This window comes from Pseudomonas sp. 01L34 (assembly GCF_056400265.1).
Window position 1 is genome coordinate 739,187 of sequence record NZ_JBFTSX010000002.1, and the last position, 14,213, is coordinate 753,399.

Annotated in this window: 17 protein-coding genes and 3 pseudogenes; 10 read left to right on the forward strand and 10 right to left on the reverse strand. The window is 57.8% G+C overall.

What is annotated here, in order from left to right; translation table 11 throughout:
- Positions 1-31: 31 nt before the first annotated feature.
- Complete coding sequence (locus AC1DQM_RS07970) at positions 32-970, reverse strand: LysR family transcriptional regulator (RefSeq protein ID WP_192351389.1); 939 nt, start codon at positions 968-970, stop codon at positions 32-34.
- A gap of 116 nt (positions 971-1,086) precedes the next feature.
- Here AC1DQM_RS07970 and AC1DQM_RS07975 point away from each other — a divergent pair, with 116 nt between their 5' ends.
- The 4 genes from AC1DQM_RS07975 to AC1DQM_RS07990 all read left to right on the forward strand — a co-directional run bounded on the left by AC1DQM_RS07975 (position 1,087) and on the right by AC1DQM_RS07990 (position 3,728).
- Positions 1,087-1,845 (forward strand): sulfite exporter TauE/SafE family protein, encoded by a 759-nt coding sequence (locus AC1DQM_RS07975; protein WP_018928231.1) that lies wholly within the window; start codon positions 1,087-1,089, stop codon positions 1,843-1,845.
- Between the two features lie 89 nt (positions 1,846-1,934).
- A complete protein-coding gene (locus tag AC1DQM_RS07980) occupies positions 1,935-2,474 on the forward strand; it encodes a hypothetical protein (RefSeq protein WP_177431097.1) in 540 nt (179 codons plus the stop codon).
- A 212-nt stretch (positions 2,475-2,686) separates the two neighbouring features.
- Entirely contained in the window at positions 2,687-3,127 is a 441-nt protein-coding gene (locus AC1DQM_RS07985) for a phage infection protein (protein ID WP_138867141.1), read from the forward strand.
- Between the two features lie 295 nt (positions 3,128-3,422).
- Complete coding sequence (locus tag AC1DQM_RS07990; RefSeq protein WP_018928234.1) at positions 3,423-3,728, forward strand: hypothetical protein; 306 nt, start codon at positions 3,423-3,425, stop codon at positions 3,726-3,728.
- A 263-nt stretch (positions 3,729-3,991) separates the two neighbouring features.
- Here the strand turns inward: AC1DQM_RS07990 and AC1DQM_RS07995 are convergent, their stop codons facing one another.
- The gene (locus tag AC1DQM_RS07995) at positions 3,992-4,327 is read right to left on the reverse strand and encodes a hypothetical protein (protein WP_477744323.1); all 336 of its coding nucleotides are present in this window, start codon (positions 4,325-4,327) and stop codon (positions 3,992-3,994) included.
- A gap of 117 nt (positions 4,328-4,444) precedes the next feature.
- Positions 4,445-4,834, reverse strand: a complete 390-nt coding sequence (locus tag AC1DQM_RS08000) for a c-type cytochrome (RefSeq protein WP_477745984.1) — start codon at positions 4,832-4,834, stop codon at positions 4,445-4,447.
- A 188-nt stretch (positions 4,835-5,022) separates the two neighbouring features.
- On the opposite strand from AC1DQM_RS08000, the gene AC1DQM_RS08005 reads away from it, so the two are divergent.
- Positions 5,023-5,493: a GNAT family N-acetyltransferase gene (locus AC1DQM_RS08005; protein ID WP_192351395.1), complete on the forward strand. Its 471-nt coding sequence runs from the start codon at positions 5,023-5,025 to the stop codon at positions 5,491-5,493.
- Between the two features lie 14 nt (positions 5,494-5,507).
- Here AC1DQM_RS08005 and AC1DQM_RS08010 read toward each other — a convergent pair whose 3' ends face one another.
- On the reverse strand, positions 5,508-6,473 hold the full coding sequence (locus tag AC1DQM_RS08010) for a GlxA family transcriptional regulator (RefSeq protein WP_477745985.1): 966 nt from the start codon (positions 6,471-6,473) through the stop codon (positions 5,508-5,510).
- A 106-nt stretch (positions 6,474-6,579) separates the two neighbouring features.
- Here AC1DQM_RS08010 and AC1DQM_RS08015 point away from each other — a divergent pair, with 106 nt between their 5' ends.
- On the forward strand, positions 6,580-7,161 hold the full coding sequence (locus AC1DQM_RS08015; protein ID WP_050438300.1) for a thioesterase family protein: 582 nt from the start codon (positions 6,580-6,582) through the stop codon (positions 7,159-7,161).
- On the opposite strand, the pseudogene AC1DQM_RS08020 reads toward AC1DQM_RS08015, so the two are convergent.
- Positions 7,115-7,749 (reverse strand): annotated as a pseudogene (locus tag AC1DQM_RS08020) (cation:dicarboxylate symporter family transporter); the annotation flags it as partial. The gene AC1DQM_RS08015 and the pseudogene AC1DQM_RS08020 sit on opposite strands and share 47 nt — an antisense overlap.
- On the opposite strand from AC1DQM_RS08020, the pseudogene AC1DQM_RS08025 reads away from it, so the two are divergent.
- Positions 7,735-8,133: pseudogene (locus AC1DQM_RS08025) on the forward strand (LysR substrate-binding domain-containing protein); the annotation flags it as partial. The pseudogenes AC1DQM_RS08020 and AC1DQM_RS08025 overlap by 15 nt on opposite strands.
- 6 nt (positions 8,134-8,139) lie before the next feature.
- On the opposite strand, the pseudogene AC1DQM_RS08030 reads toward AC1DQM_RS08025, so the two are convergent.
- Positions 8,140-8,542 (reverse strand): annotated as a pseudogene (locus AC1DQM_RS08030) (DUF1801 domain-containing protein).
- Positions 8,543-8,706: 164 nt separating this feature from the next.
- Between AC1DQM_RS08030 and AC1DQM_RS08035 the strand changes: the two are divergent.
- Together AC1DQM_RS08035 and AC1DQM_RS08040 are read left to right on the forward strand one after the other, a co-directional pair.
- Positions 8,707-9,270 (forward strand): histidine phosphatase family protein, encoded by a 564-nt coding sequence (locus AC1DQM_RS08035; RefSeq protein ID WP_018928242.1) that lies wholly within the window; start codon positions 8,707-8,709, stop codon positions 9,268-9,270.
- A 329-nt stretch (positions 9,271-9,599) separates the two neighbouring features.
- The gene (locus tag AC1DQM_RS08040; RefSeq protein WP_477745986.1) at positions 9,600-10,085 is read left to right on the forward strand and encodes an adenosine-specific kinase; all 486 of its coding nucleotides are present in this window, start codon (positions 9,600-9,602) and stop codon (positions 10,083-10,085) included.
- Positions 10,086-10,133: 48 nt separating this feature from the next.
- Here AC1DQM_RS08040 and AC1DQM_RS08045 read toward each other — a convergent pair whose 3' ends face one another.
- The 3 genes from AC1DQM_RS08045 to AC1DQM_RS08055 form a co-directional block, all read right to left on the reverse strand.
- Positions 10,134-10,955 carry a MinD/ParA family ATP-binding protein gene (locus tag AC1DQM_RS08045; RefSeq protein ID WP_457327006.1) on the reverse strand — a complete coding sequence of 274 codons (822 nt, stop codon included), beginning with the start codon at positions 10,953-10,955 and terminating at the stop codon, positions 10,134-10,136.
- Between the two features lie 170 nt (positions 10,956-11,125).
- The gene (locus AC1DQM_RS08050; protein ID WP_064616884.1) at positions 11,126-11,500 is read right to left on the reverse strand and encodes a cupin domain-containing protein; all 375 of its coding nucleotides are present in this window, start codon (positions 11,498-11,500) and stop codon (positions 11,126-11,128) included.
- 96 nt (positions 11,501-11,596) lie between these two features.
- Complete coding sequence (locus tag AC1DQM_RS08055) at positions 11,597-12,409, reverse strand: AraC family transcriptional regulator (RefSeq protein WP_477745987.1); 813 nt, start codon at positions 12,407-12,409, stop codon at positions 11,597-11,599.
- A 248-nt stretch (positions 12,410-12,657) separates the two neighbouring features.
- Between AC1DQM_RS08055 and AC1DQM_RS08060 the strand changes: the two genes are divergently transcribed.
- Positions 12,658-13,518, forward strand: a complete 861-nt coding sequence (locus tag AC1DQM_RS08060) for a CAP domain-containing protein (protein WP_018928247.1) — start codon at positions 12,658-12,660, stop codon at positions 13,516-13,518.
- Between the two features lie 235 nt (positions 13,519-13,753).
- On the opposite strand, the gene AC1DQM_RS08065 is transcribed toward AC1DQM_RS08060, so the two are convergent.
- Positions 13,754-14,206 (reverse strand): GNAT family N-acetyltransferase, encoded by a 453-nt coding sequence (locus AC1DQM_RS08065; RefSeq protein WP_018928248.1) that lies wholly within the window; start codon positions 14,204-14,206, stop codon positions 13,754-13,756.
- Positions 14,207-14,213: the final 7 nt, after the last annotated feature.

A 14,213-nucleotide genomic window follows, 5' to 3' on the forward strand; every position in this document is an offset into this window, starting at 1 on the left:
CCGCTTTTTTATGTCCGCGATTCGTGATGCGTCAGGCCCCCTGGAGCGTTACTGCATGCTTTCGATCAAGACTTTCACCAAAACCACGGATCATCTCCAGCAACGACTTCACCCGCTGCGGCAGATTCCCGGCCGGGTACACCGCGTGCATCTGCGGGCTCTCACCACTGCTGGAGGTGAGTTTGTACTCGGGACAGACCCGCAGCAGGCGCCCCGCTTGCACTTCGGGCTCTGCCAGCCAGTCCGCCAGGCGGGCAATACCGAGGCCTGCCAGGGCCGCCTGGAACACCGCCGAACCGGAGTTGAAGCGAAATTTGGGATGAGCCCGAACGCTGATGGCCTGCGCCTCACTGCGAAAATTCCACTCTTTGAGAATCCGCGGCGCCGTGTGCAGGATCAGCGAGTGCGCCTCCAGCGCCTCGATGGAGTCGGGCATCCCGTGCCGCTCCAGATACTCGGGGCTGGCGTACAGATAACGTGAATAACTCCAGAGTGGAAAGCCGATCAGGTCACTGGATTGCGGATACCCGCCGCGAATCGAGAAGTCCAGTTTGCTCTTGGCCGGGTCGATGGTTTCATCGGTGAAAATCCCATCGACGTTCACGTCCGGATAACGCTCGGCGTACTGCGCGATCAGCCGGGGCAATACCCCGTGCCCGAGAAACTCGGGGGCGGAAAAGCGGACCCAGCCGTAGGCCTGGCCACTGATGCCGGCCAGGTCTTCATCCGCCTCACGTTGCAGATCCAGCATTTTGTAAGCGTGAGGCAACAAGCGCTCACCCGCCTCGGTCAAGCTCACGGCATTGGAGGAGCGATTGAACAACTTGACCCCGACACTTTCCTCCAAGGCCTGAACTGCACGGGTCAGCGCGCTGGGAGAGCGCCCCAGAGTTCGTGCTGCCGCGACGAAGCTGCGCTTGCGAGCCACCGTCGCGAAGGCTTCAAGTTCCCCCAACATATCCAATGCCATGCGCCACCTCGTTGCACTTTTCACAACGTGGTATTGCAACACAAAAAAAACGCTTTGGTTAACCTTCCGTTCAACCCCGGACTCTCACCCACCTTTCACCGTCAGAGCCTGATTCCATGATCGATATTGTCATCCTTTGCGTATTCGCCTTCTCTGCCGGCCTGATCGATGCGGCGGTGGGCGGCGGTGGACTGATCCAGATTCCCGCGCTGTTCAACGTGCTGCCCACGGCACAACCGGCGGCGCTGCTGGGGACCAACAAAGTTGCGGCAGCCTGCGGCACTGCATTCGCGGCCCGATCCTTCGTGCGCAAGGTGGTGATCAACTGGAGTCTGGTGATCCCCGCCGCCAGTGCGGCGTTTGTCATGTCCTTCTTCGGAGCGGCCACGGTGTCGTTCGTGCCCCAGTCGGTGATCCGGCCAGCGGTGCTGGTGTTGATCGTGCTGATGGCGATCTACACCTTCTGGAAAAAGGACTTCGGCGCCCTGCACAAGCCCATGCACATCGGCACCAAGGAAAAACTGCTGGCGATCGTCATCGGCGGCGCCATCGGCTTCTACGACGGACTGTTCGGGCCCGGCACTGGCAGCTTCCTGATCTTCCTGTTTATCCGCTGCTTCGCCTTCGACTTCCTGCATGCCTCGGCGTCGGCCAAGCTGGTGAACATCGCCACCAACGTAGCAGCGCTGATGTTCTTCATTCCGACGGGGAACGTGCTCTACCTGATCGCCATCCCCATGGCTGCATTCAACATCCTCGGCGCACTGACCGGCACCTGGCTGGCGGTACATAAAGGCGCGCCCTTTGTCCGGGCGCTGTTCCTGGTGTTGCTGCTGATCCTGATCGGCAAACTGTCTTATGACCTGTTCGTGTAGGCGCGCTTTCTGCCGCTACACTCAAGCGGAGCAAGGCATTTCACATAGGCATTACGCCATTTCCATCGTCTATTGAGAGTGAGTCGTTCATGAACCGTCGATTGCTCACCGTTTTCATCGCGATTTCTCTTTCATGGACCAGTGCACAGGCCGGCTACTGGAAGGATTCAAACGGCAATCCAATCCCGGACTCTGAATCAAGACGAACCATCGGAGAGTTTGGTGGCTCGCTGTTAATCACTTCCGATCCCGACTGGGAGAAAAAGTGGAATACGCCGGCCGAAACCACTCCAGTATTTACCGAAGCCCAAATAGTCAGCCGAGGTGAAAGGATCTTCGCGCTTACGTTTTTTGCAAACCCGAAGCTCAATGCCAATCACGAAGCCAACATCACGTGCGATTTGAAAGCCACAAGGCCGAACGGTACAGAATCAATCAATCAGCGAGATGCCGTTTGTTTTCAAGGGCGTCTTAAAGGGGATCCGAACAACATGTATCTCGCCGCCCCCGTGATCGGTTTCATCGGTGAGCCTGACGATCCCGTAGGCGTCTGGACGCTGGAAATCACCCTCAAAGACAACTTGCGCAAGGTAGTCATGCCGCTCAAAGCAACATTCACGCTGAAGTAAGTGGTTCTTTACACCGCTGACCACCGTTGTCAGCCTGGCTGTAGCGGCATAGAGCATCACTCCCAGCACCGCCAGATTGGCTGGGGTTGCCCACCACGTTTCAACCATTGTTGACGTCGATAGTCACCATCACGTCAATGAAGTTCTCATAAAAAATCCCCGGCGTAACATCCGCTCCATACCCAACCAATAACACCCCGGAGCACACCATCATGAAACGCCAAACCCTTCTCAGCATCGCTTTCTCGGTTTTTGCAGTAAACGCTTTCGCCGCTTCCCCTGCTCACCCGGTCGTCGCTGAAGGCGGCTCGGATCGCCTGATTGAAAGCCGCGTCGCTGAAGGTGGTTCGGATCGTCTGATCGAGAATCGCGTCGCTGAAGGCGGCTCGGATCGTCTGATCGAAAACCGCGTCGCTGAAGGTGGTTCGGATCGTCTGATCGAGAATCGCGTCGCTGAAGGCGGCTCGGATCGTCTGATCGAAAACCGCGTCGCTGAAGGTGGTTCGGATCGCCTGATTGAAAGCCGTGTGGCTGAAGGTGGCTCGGATCGTCTGATCGAAAACCGCGTCGCTGAAGGTGGTTCGGATCGTCTGATCGAAAACCGCGTCGCTGAAGGTGGTTCGGATCGTCTGATCGAAAACCGTGCAGCATGAATGAGTGGCTTTACCGCAACACTCGACCAAAGAACCCGGCCTCATCAGCCGGGTTTTTTCATGCTTTTTTTAGTACCCGACTACATCGATGCTCGCCCGAAGCAGTATAGATGCGGGTTTCAGCGAATTAGCGCCCGCGCTGAATCATCAACAACGACCGTCCGTAACCCCGCCCCGACGCCCTCTCACCCTTCGCTATTCTTAACCACACACACCGCGGGCACGGCTTGCGGCATCAAAACCAGGAGTAAGGATCCGGGTAAGGAGTGCGCCACTTCAAACTGAGTATCAAATAATGAAAATGCTACTGATGGTCGAGTTTCCCCATGAGCCTTTCAACGCGTTTGTCAGGTCGGGGAAGGTCGGCGAAATCATGAACCGTATCCTGGACACCATTAAGCCCGAGGCGACTTATTTCACTGAGCAAGATGGCATGCGAAATGGGATTTTTTTGATCGATATCGTGGATCCCTCCGAAATACCCGGGTATGCGGAACCCTTCTTCCTCAACTTCCAGGCCAACTGCAAATTCCGTGTGGTCATGAACCCGCAGGACCTGCAAAACGCCGGTCTGGAGGAACTCGGAAAAGCGTGGGCGTGAGGTTCGATCAATGAGCCGGGTGATGGCATCTGGATGTGCCTCACCCCGGTCGATGTCCTAAGCCGTAATGCGATCTGTAGCAGCTGCCGAGCTCGCGAGGCTGCGTTCGGCTGCACAGCAGTCGTAAGATCAGAACTTGCGGTGCATCAGGCAGACCGCGTCAGTCGGATTCACGACTGCTTCGCAGCCGAACGCAGCCTCGCGAGCTCGGCAGCTGCTACAAGGAGTGCGCCGCAGCTGAAATGACTGAAGGCGCACTGCACTTACTGAACGGTTTTCAGCTTGACCACATCACCGGAGATTTTGGTGGTGTAGCCGGTCAGGACCCAAGCCCAGAACCAGTTTTCCTGCACTTGGGTGTTGATCATGGCATCGCCGCCCTTGGCTTTGATGGCCGCGTCCTGAGCGCGGATGAAGCGGTTGTTCTGCTGGATCGGGATGACGCCGAACAGCAGCAGGCCAGTGGCGGTCGCTTCACTGTGGCCGACAATGGTGTACTGGCTGCTGTCGTATTGCTGGGTCTTCATCGGGGTGCCGGTGCAACCCGCCAGAACCAGGCCAAACAGGGCTACGGCAACCGCTTTGCTGAGGTAATTCACTGTGTCACTCCATTAGAAATACCCGGGATCCATCTCTCGGGCGGCGCATACTCTAACGGATGAAGTGGCCTATTGATATCACTCGGCACTGAAAAAAGCGGATCGATAAGGCTCCGATCATTGCGGCTGAAACGTCTGCAGATAGGCCAACAGGTTTTCGATCTTTTCCGGATCGCTGAGGCCCCAGAAAATCATGCGGGTGCCGGGGACCACTGTTTTTGGCGCTTCGATGTAGGCGGTGAGAGTTTCGCGGGTCCAGACGACGCCTGATGATTTCATCGCGTCTGAGTACTGGTAGTCCGCCGTGCTGCCCGCAGGGCGCCCGAAAATCGCATTGAGTTGCGGACCAAAAAAACCTCGCGCTGAACTCCCTACCTGATGGCAGCCGCCGCAGATTCGCTTGAACAGTTTCTCGCCCGCCTCAGCATCGCCAGCCGCTACTGCTTGCGTACTGAACAACCCCATGTTGAGCATCAAGGCCAAGGTGAGTACGACGGCGTTTTTCATGTTCGGCTCCAAATCAGGTGCGGCTGACAGCAAAAGCGGGTGGCTATTTCATCATGACTGGCGCCCACATCGAAGCCTTGAAGCTAATCTATAACTCTCTTTGCTCCATTAACGCCGCTGCAGGAGAGCCAGAATGAAATCCATCGTACTGGCGCTGGCTCCCCGTGATGATAATTAGAGTGCAAACGATGTCCGTCATACCTGTTGAAAGTCCTCTAGTAATGTTGGTTCCGGCTCACCCCGCCGACCTGGACAATCTTGTGGCCATTCGAATTGAGGCCATGCGCGAAAGTCTTGAACGGATTGGGCGATTTGATCCGATACGTGCACGTGAGCGTTTTATCAACGGTTTTGATTGTCGCAACACGCGTCACATTGAGCTGGCCGGTGAGCGAGTCGGTTTTATTGTGGTCAAGCCTCAGCTGAACGAACTGCTACTTGACCACTTGTACGTGCGACCGAATGCCCAGGGAACAGGTGTAGGCTCTGCTGTCCTCGAACAGATTTTCAAAGAAGCGGATGCCGCCGCGCTCTCTGTCAGAGTGGGCGCGCTCAAAGAGAGCGCTTCGAATCGGTTTTACATCCGTCATGGCTTCCAATTCGTCGAAAGCGGCGAGTTCGACAATTACTATGTTCGTCCGAGCGCTGCGGCTCGATAAAAAGCGGATGCCACTCAACTCCCACTCGCTTGAAACTTCTTCCGGTAAGCCGCCGGCAGCAGGCCCACGCGCTGCTGGAAAAGCCTGCGAAATGAGTTGCTGTCCTCGTAGCCGACTTTGTAGGTGATGCTGTCCAGGGTCATTCGTGTGGATTCGAGCAACTGCTTTGCCTTTTCCAGACGCAGTGTTTGCAGATAGGTCAGCGGCGTGTAACCGGTGGCTTCCTTGAAACGCCTTTTGAAGTTCCTGACGCCGAATCCGAATCGCTCGGCCATGTCATTGATCAGCAGCGGCTGATGGAAGTGATCTTCCAGCCACGCTTGAACCTGCAGGATTTCGCCATCCCCATGGTTCTTCGGCATCGACCACATGACATAGACCGATTGCTCGCTGCGCGCATTGTCGACCAGCAAGTATTTGCCGCACTTCTGCGCCAGCTCCAGTGATGCGAAGCGGCGGATCAGATGCAGCAACAGGTCCATTGCAGCCGTCGCGCCGCCGCTGGTGATTACGCGATTGTCCTCGCAGAGGATCTGCGCCGCCTCCAGACAGGCGTCTGCATACCGGCGACGAAAAAGATCGGCAAAGGCCCAGTGCGTGGTGGCACGAACGCCGTCCAGCATTCCCGCCTCTGCGAGCATGAACGTCGCCGTACACATGGAAGCCACGACGGCACCCTGCGCGTGCTGTTGACGCAGCCACGGCCCATAACCGGAAAATGCCGGCAAGGCGTCTTTCAGGGTAAAGAGAAACCCCGGGATCAGCACCAGATCGGTTCGGGTGATGTCGGCGATGGATCGGTCCACGCGCAGCGTTTGCCCTCCCCATGCGGCGACATCAGTGCCATCCAGCGAGGCGGCAACCACCTCAAACGGCGCACTGGCGGTATCGGCGAACAGGTTGGCGGCACTGAGCACTTCCAGCGCCAGGGTGGCGCTGGCGGCGGAGCATTGATCAGCCAGTAGCAGGGTGACGTGCATGAATCATCCAGATTGCGCTTTTCGCATGAAAAAAGTCATTTGTGCACCTACCTTATCCGATTTCCGCCCCCTACAGTTCACCGGTCATCCAATCCTCGGCGTACTTATGAATCTCTGGTTTCGACTTATCCTCATGCTGTTCCGTCGCCCATGGCGCAAACCGGTGGACGGTCTGGCCACCACCGTCATCCGCCTGCGCGTCTGGCCGCTCGACCTCGACCTCAACCGCCACGTCACCAATGGCCGCTATTTCACCCTGGCCGACGTAGGCCGCATGGATTTCACGCTGCGCAGCGGCGCCTTTCGAGTAGCCTTGCGCAACAAGGCTGTACCGATCGTTGGCGATACCTGGGGCAAGTTTCGGCGTGAACTGAAGCTGTTCGAATCGTTCGAGATTCATACCCGCATACTCGGCTGGGACGATAAATGGAGCTTTATGGAGCACCGCTTCGTGAGCAAAGGACGGGTAATCGGCGTCGTCATCATGCGGGGTCTGTTCCGCTCGGCCAAAGGCACGGTTGCACCGGTCGAGTTCGTCCGCGAGCTGGGGTTGGCCGAACAGTCTCCCGAGATGTCGATGTGGCTGACGGCCTGGTCGCAAAGCTGCGATGACATGAGCCGTCAGCTGCGAGGGGAAGAAGCTAGTTGCTCAACCGCCCTGCTGTCATCGATGAAGGAACAGCAATAACGTCCGCCTGAACCATCTCGGGCTTTGCCTCCGCGCCCTCCCTGTTCAGCGCCTTGTTCATCTTCACCGTATCCAACGCGCCGCCCCATTTGGCAATGGCCATGGTGCCGACGCCGTTGCCAATGGTGTTGGTAATCGCGCGTGCTTCCGACATGAATCGGTCCACCCCCAGCAACAGCACCATGCCCGCCACCGGAATGGTGCCGAGGGACGACAACGTCGCCGCCAGGATGATGAACCCAGAACCGGTCACCCCCGCCGAGCCTTTGGAGGTGAACATCAGCACCGCCAGCACGATCAACTGGTCCATGAGGGTCAGCGGCGTGTTGGTCGCCTGGGCGATGAAGATCGCGGCGATGGTGTAGTAGATCGCCTGGCCGTCCGGGTTGAAGGTCCGAACACTTTTGCGCGCGGCCCGACATGCGCCAGGGCAACACCCAGCAGAATGGAGAACAGCAAGATTGGCAGGACGTTGCCTTTGGCGAAGGCATCCACGATGGTGTCGGGGATGATGTTCATCACAAAGTCCATGAACGACGCATGTTTCACCGCCGTGGTGTAGGTCGCCAGGCTGGCGTGCCGCAACGCCTGGCGGATTTACAACAACACAACTGCATCTTCCTGCGGCAAAACGAAACGCCCTACGGCGTATGGAGCTTTACCAATGGCGGGCGCACGCAAAACGTCAAAGTGCGTGGCGCGTTAGGCTGCAACGACGGTGAAGTGGCCCTCAATTGGGCGCTGGAAGGTCATGGGATTCTGCTGCGGGCCGAATGGGACATCGCCCGCTACGTGCGCAGTGGCCGTTTGCGCCTGGTGCTGGAGGACCAGACACCGACCCGCGCCGATGTCTATGCCATCTACCCGCAACAGTTGCACCTGTCGGCGCGAGTGCGCAGCCTGATCGATTTTCTGGTCGAGCGTTTCAAGCACATCGATCACTTGGATGAACCGGAATCTGTGCTCGACTGAACGGCGCTACGACAGATTGAGTGCCACGGCGGCGCGGATCAGCGCCTTCAAGGCTGTTTCATCAATCCGGTCGCCCTCATGAATATCGATGGCACGCCGGGTGTTGCCATCGAGGCTGGCGTTGAACAGTCCTGAAGGGTCTTCCAGCGAGGCGCCCTTGGCGAACGTCATCTTCACGGCATTCTTGTACGTCTCGCCGGTGCAGATGATGCCGGCATGGGACCACACACTGAACGCCCCGCCACTTCAACTCCTCGACCACATCGGGGTCGGCCTGTTTGATGAGCGCTCGAACCCGAGCGAGCGTCTCGCCCCGCCAATCATCCAGTGCCTTGATTTTCGCCTCGATCAGCGCAGAGGCAGAGCCTTGCCCCTCAGTGTCCTTTGAACCGGCCGTCTCCTTGCTCATGGTGGTTATCCCTCTTCATAATGATTGTCGCTCGCCTGCCTCTGGAGTATCGCTGACAGAACTACAACGCAGGCATTGCAGTTTGACCCACAACGGGGCGTTTGCCTTCAAATCTCCGATGGGTGCAACCGCTCACGGAATAGCAAAACAAGGACGTAGCAACAGTGGAAAAGGAAATCATCTTGATGCGTCATGGCCAGCCAGATCTGGCCGTGCAAGACAAAGTTTCAGCGCGCGATATGAAACGCTGGATCGAGCAATACGACCTGTCAGAAATCATCGACCAACCCGCCCCGCAATCGAGTGTGGCGCTGGCGCGTACCGCCAGAATGATCGTGTCGAGCAGTGCGCCCCGGGCGCTGACGTCGGTTCGAGCGCTAGGCCTTCAAGCCAGCGTTGTCGATGATATGTTCTGCGAAGCGCAACTGCCCCATGGACGATGGACACTGCCGCGCCTTTCACCGTTTACGTGGGCATTTATTCTTCGTGTTTTATGGTTGTGCGGTTTCTCGGGGAAGGTCGAGTCAGCCAGTAAGGCCAGAATGCGCGCCAATACGGCAGCTCAACGGCTTCAATCCCTTGCCGACGAAGGGCCTGTTTTACTGCTCGGTCATGGAATAATGAATCGAATGATTGCCAAGCATCTGGAGGCTACCGGATGGATTCGCCATACCAGCAATGGTAACCGGTACTGGAGCGCGACGGCCTATCGAATGAAACCGCGTTAAGGTACGACGACAGCCACAGACTGAATCCTGGCGCCCTGGCTGGTGGTCAAATTGGAGCTAATATTCATCTGTATTCCTCTGCAAAGGACTGCAATCAGGAGCCGGCTCAAGTTACTGACCAAATGGAGTCGCATGATCGTGCGGTTGCAGATCGAGCACGAAATCAGTGCCCGGGATTTCGAGAAGTTCAGCCGGAAACTGGGCATCCCTTGAGGAGACTGGGTGATGTTCGCATCCACCCGGAGACACAGCCAGAGGAGCAGGAGATCGTCCCGGCTTGAATAGAGGCCCGATGCCGGTCCGCGACATCGTGACAGGAGGCGTTTGAGATGCAACTCATCACGTTGAAAATCGACAAACCGGAAGCGACGAATTTCATCTTTGGTCAGACGCACTTCATCAAGTCCGTTGAAGACCTCCACGAAGCGTTGATAAACGCCGTGCCAGGTATCCAGTTTGGCGTGGCTTTTTGTGAAGCCTCCGGCAAATGCCTGGTGCGATGGTCTGGCACCAATACCGCCATGATCGAGCTTGCGCAGAAAAACGCGCAAGCCATCGCCGCCGGCCATAGCTTCATCATTTTCCTCGGCGACGGTTTCTATCCGCTGAGCGTGTTGAACGCCGTCAAAATGGTGCCAGAGGTGTGCCGCATTTTTTGTGCAACAGCCAATCCAACCGAAGTGATTCTTGCCGAGACGGAGCAGGGACGCGCGATCCTGGGCGTCGTGGATGGCTTCTGTGCCGATGGCATTGAAGGCGACGAAGACATCCTGTGGCGCAAGAATTTGTTGCGGCAGATTGGCTACAAGCTGTGAAACACGTTTCGCGGCTGAGCTAACGACGGGCTGCCGCCGTCGACAGCCTCACCTGCCGGAATTATGCACGAGTTGCTCAACGAAGAACTCCACGTGCCCTCTCGGATGAGTCGGCAATGGCCAGCTGTCGACGTTGTGAGCAAGGGCCTGGAAAGCTTGAGCGCACCTGGAACGCGGAAAGGCTTCAAACACTGCGCGTCCCTTCTGCACGGCTTTGTGCGCACTTTCGTCGTTCGGCACCGCGCCGACGTATTGCAGCGAGACATCCAGGAACATTTCGGTAATCTTTTCCAGCTTGGCAAACAGATTGCGGCCTTCCGCCGGACTGCCCGTCATGTTGGCCAGCACGCGAAAACGCTGCAGACCGTAGTTCAGGTTGAGCAACTTGATCAGCCCGTAGGCGCCGCTGATCGAGGTGGGTTCATCGCACACCACCACCAGCACTTCCTGAGACGCGCGGATGAAATTGATCACTGAACCACCGATACCGGCGGCCGTATCGATGATCAGCACATCCAGTTTGTCGCCGATATCGCTAAAGGCCTGGATCAGCGCGCGGTATTGCGCAGGCTCCAGATGAGTCATGTTCTGCAAACCAGAAGAGGCCGGGGCCACACGAATGCCTCCAGGCCCAGGCATGAGTGCCTCGGACAGCTCGCAACGCCCTTCGAGAACATCGGCCAGTGTGTAGCGCGGAGTCAGCCCCAGCAGAATATCGATATTCGCCAGGCCAAGATCGGCATCCAGCAATACGACGCGCCGCCCCATTTTTGCCAACGCCAACGAGAGGTTAACCGCTACCGTTGTCTTGCCCACGCCCCCTTTACCGCCAGTCACAGCGATAACTTGCACGCAATGCACATCATCCATTTGTCTTTCCCTTCCCTGCGCATCGTGTGCCAGCAAGTAATGGCACCCTCCAGATGCCGCAAGAATAGCTGAAAAGCGCGCAATAGCTGCTTTATCTCCCGACGAGAGGCATTTTGCCGGCCTCCATCGAATCGTTTCAACGAAAAGGCCGGCAAAAACCACCAAAACGTCTAGATCCACACATCATTCATTGCGGTTCTTTCCCCGGCTTGATCACCGGTATTCAGCACACCTCGCGGCTCGATCAGCAACAGTTTCACCTCGCGTTCTGCATAAGGCTTGTGTTCGACGCCCTTGGGGACGACGTACATTTCTCCCCGCCCAACCACGACGGCCCGCTCCCGAAGATCGATGCGAAGCTCGCCTTCAAGGACGATGAAGGCTTCATCGGTATCAGCATGGGAATGCCAGACAAAGTCGCCTTCGATTTTCACCACCTTGAACTGATAGTCGTTCATTTCGGCAATCACCTTTGGCGCCCATTGCTCGCTGAACAAGGCATATTTTTCGGCAAAGTTAATCGCGGTGCAGGCCTGGGAATTCATTTAAGTCACCCTCATTGGACAAGATATCGAGCCCTGACTCTAGGGATGATCTAACGCTGCGTATTGCATGATTGTGCAAGTTGGCCGGGACCCTGCTCAATCAAGGCCCAACCTCTTCAGCCACCGGCCGGGGGAGACGCCGTAGGTCTGGACGAATTGACGCGTCATGTGGCTTTGGTCGAAAAAACCTGCGCATACGGCCGCCTCTGCCATCGAGTGGCCCCCAATCATCAATGCTCTTGCCAGGTCGAGCCGGCGTTGGGTCATGTACCGATAGGGGCTCGTACCGTACAGCGCCCGAAAATCACGGCTCAGGCTCCAGCGATCCCGGCCACTCGCTTGCGATAACTCATCCAGGGTAATGACTCGATCCAGCGAGTCATGAATCAGCGCACGCGCGCGCTCGGCCGCTGCAAAATCAAATGACTTGCGCCGCCCACGCTGACCAGAGAGCGTATCCAGCGCCTGCGCGAGATCGTAAATGGCATCGTCTTCTTCCAGGGGGTCGATGCAAGCGTCGAGGTTTTGCAGCAGTACCTGGGTTGCGGCACCCAGCCGTGGGTCGCTCGATAAGCCACCCTCGATAAATGGCAACGGCTTGCCGCCCAGCATCTGCTGAATCAGGGCAGGTTCGATGTAGATCATCCGGTAATGAAAACCCGCTTCGGTACCGGCCTCACCGTCATGCACCTCGTCCGGGTGCAAGACGATGGTTTTACCGGGCAGGCTGTGGCGCTGGGATTTGCGGTACTGGAAACTTTGTACACCCGACAGCGTTCGCCCGATGGCGTAAGTATCGTGGCGATGCGGCGTAAAGCCATGGCCGCCAAAAAAGGCTTCGATGCGCTCCATCTTCAACGGCTGCGCCGAGCGCTTGACCCAATCCTTGTTGCCCTTGGTCTTAGTCATGTCCCTGTACCACTCGAATGATGTCAGTACGTTACCAGTGCGAGCGTCTGCTGTCCCAGGCTCGTGCCCCGTCTGAATCGGCCCTCTCAGCGTAGCCGTCAAATTTGTCTGTTCCCCTCGTGAACCAGTTTTGAGACCCGCAGTCATAGCCGTGCCGTAAAAGACGCTCGCCCAATGAAGCGCTCATGCGGTTATTGCTCATCTTTATCCCACCCTTATCGTCGTCAACTCATCAGAGCTGTCTGTTCATGCGCCCGACTGTTCGCTGCTGCCGCTTTATTTCGCTGTGCCTGATGCCTTTGTTTCCGCTGTTCGCCAGCCCCGCCCATGCCAGCGGGGAACGGCAATTGGTGGAAGTCATCAACGATTACCGCGCCGATCCCGACCGCTGCGCGGGGCGTGCGGTCAGGCCGTTACGGCCACTGGCGCTGAAATCGGACTTGTCCTTGCCGATCGGCTATGGCGGTGGCTTGCGGGAGGGGTTGAAGGCTAACGGCTATCAGGCTGTAACGGTGCGGACCATCCGCCTGGTCGGCGCGCAAGACGCCGATGAGGCGTTCGACATGCTTCAGAGCGATTACTGTGGGGCGCTGCTCGATACCCAATACGCCGACATCGGTGTCACTCGTGCCCGCAGCGAATGGCGGGTGGTGCTGGCGCAACCGGTGCTCGATGGGCGTATCGGCGATTCGCGCGCTGCGGGCAAGACATTGCTGGCGCAGGTCAACGCGGCAAGAGCCAGGCCACGCATGTGTGGGCGCCAACGCTTCGCCGCCGCACGGCCATTAACCTGGAACGCCGCCCTGGGCGCCGCCGCGCAAGGGCACAGCAAGGCAATGGCCTACGGCAACTACTTCGCCCACCAGGACCCCGACGGTGATATGCCGGCGGATCGCGCCAGAGCCGCCGGTTACCGCGGCCGGCAGATCGGCGAGAACATCGCCGCCGGGCAAGGCTCGCCCAGCCAGGCGATGTCCGGCTGGCTGGCCAGCCCCGGGCATTGCGCCAACCTGATGAACCCGATGTTTACCCAGGTCGGCGCCGCGTATGCCAGCGATTCGCGCAGCAACAAAGGGGTTTATTGGACGATGCTGTTTGGCGCGCCTTGAGCGAGGGTTTCGAACCGTCCATAGAAAATGGCTGGCGCTGGGGTCAGTCAGTTAGGGGCTTGAACACCGCAGACTTGTGTGGCGAGGGGGCTTGCCCCCATTGGGTTGCGAAGCGGCCCCAAAACCTGCAATCGCGGTATATCAGGTACACCGCATGCAATGGTTTTACGACTGCTACGCAGCCGAACGGGGGCAAGCCCCCTCGCCACACAGGCTCGTTTCCACAAGTTTGCGCCTACTTCAAGTCGAGACAGTAGGTGTAGTAACCCGTATCGCGCACATAGCCCAATGATTCATACAACCGTTGCGCGAGGTGATTGTCCGTGGCCGTTTCCAGCACCATGCCCTTGGCGCCGGTCAACAGCGCAAAGGCTCGGGCGGTGTTCATCAGCAACGTCCCTACCCCTCTGCCGCGGGCGGCAGGTGTGGTGAAGAGGTCGTTGAGCAGCCAGGTGCGGTGGGCGTCGATGGAGGAGAACGTCGGGTACAACTGGACAAAGCCGAGCGCTTCGCCCGTGGAGTCCTCGGCGAAGAAAATCACCGATTCGTCCCTGGCGATGCGCTCTGCGATGAAAGCGCGAGACTGCATCAGGTTCGAGGGCTGGCCGTAAAAGCCTCGATAGGCGTCGAAGAGGCTGGCGACTTTATCGATGTGGGTTGCATCAACGCGCAGGACCTGGACGGCCATGTGGGTG

What these genes read in the sequence shown, in the direction of transcription:
- AC1DQM_RS07970 (WP_192351389.1), bottom strand. Translation starts at nt 970, where the DNA reads ATGGCATTGGATATGTTGGGGGAACTTGAAGCCTTCGCGACGGTGGCT.
- AC1DQM_RS07975 (WP_018928231.1), top strand. Translation starts at nt 1,087, where the DNA reads ATGATCGATATTGTCATCCTTTGCGTATTCGCCTTCTCTGCCGGCCTG.
- AC1DQM_RS07980 (WP_177431097.1), top strand. Translation starts at nt 1,935, where the DNA reads ATGAACCGTCGATTGCTCACCGTTTTCATCGCGATTTCTCTTTCATGG.
- AC1DQM_RS07985 (WP_138867141.1), top strand. Translation starts at nt 2,687, where the DNA reads ATGAAACGCCAAACCCTTCTCAGCATCGCTTTCTCGGTTTTTGCAGTA.
- AC1DQM_RS07990 (WP_018928234.1), top strand. Translation starts at nt 3,423, where the DNA reads ATGAAAATGCTACTGATGGTCGAGTTTCCCCATGAGCCTTTCAACGCG.
- AC1DQM_RS08000 (WP_477745984.1), bottom strand. Translation starts at nt 4,834, where the DNA reads ATGAAAAACGCCGTCGTACTCACCTTGGCCTTGATGCTCAACATGGGG.
- AC1DQM_RS08005 (WP_192351395.1), top strand. Translation starts at nt 5,023, where the DNA reads ATGTCCGTCATACCTGTTGAAAGTCCTCTAGTAATGTTGGTTCCGGCT.
- AC1DQM_RS08010 (WP_477745985.1), bottom strand. Translation starts at nt 6,473, where the DNA reads ATGCACGTCACCCTGCTACTGGCTGATCAATGCTCCGCCGCCAGCGCC.
- AC1DQM_RS08015 (WP_050438300.1), top strand. Translation starts at nt 6,580, where the DNA reads ATGAATCTCTGGTTTCGACTTATCCTCATGCTGTTCCGTCGCCCATGG.
- AC1DQM_RS08040 (WP_477745986.1), top strand. Translation starts at nt 9,600, where the DNA reads ATGCAACTCATCACGTTGAAAATCGACAAACCGGAAGCGACGAATTTC.
- AC1DQM_RS08045 (WP_457327006.1), bottom strand. Translation starts at nt 10,955, where the DNA reads ATGGATGATGTGCATTGCGTGCAAGTTATCGCTGTGACTGGCGGTAAA.
- AC1DQM_RS08050 (WP_064616884.1), bottom strand. Translation starts at nt 11,500, where the DNA reads ATGAATTCCCAGGCCTGCACCGCGATTAACTTTGCCGAAAAATATGCC.
- AC1DQM_RS08055 (WP_477745987.1), bottom strand. Translation starts at nt 12,409, where the DNA reads ATGACTAAGACCAAGGGCAACAAGGATTGGGTCAAGCGCTCGGCGCAG.
- AC1DQM_RS08060 (WP_018928247.1), top strand. Translation starts at nt 12,658, where the DNA reads ATGCGCCCGACTGTTCGCTGCTGCCGCTTTATTTCGCTGTGCCTGATG.
- AC1DQM_RS08065 (WP_018928248.1), bottom strand. Translation starts at nt 14,206, where the DNA reads ATGGCCGTCCAGGTCCTGCGCGTTGATGCAACCCACATCGATAAAGTC.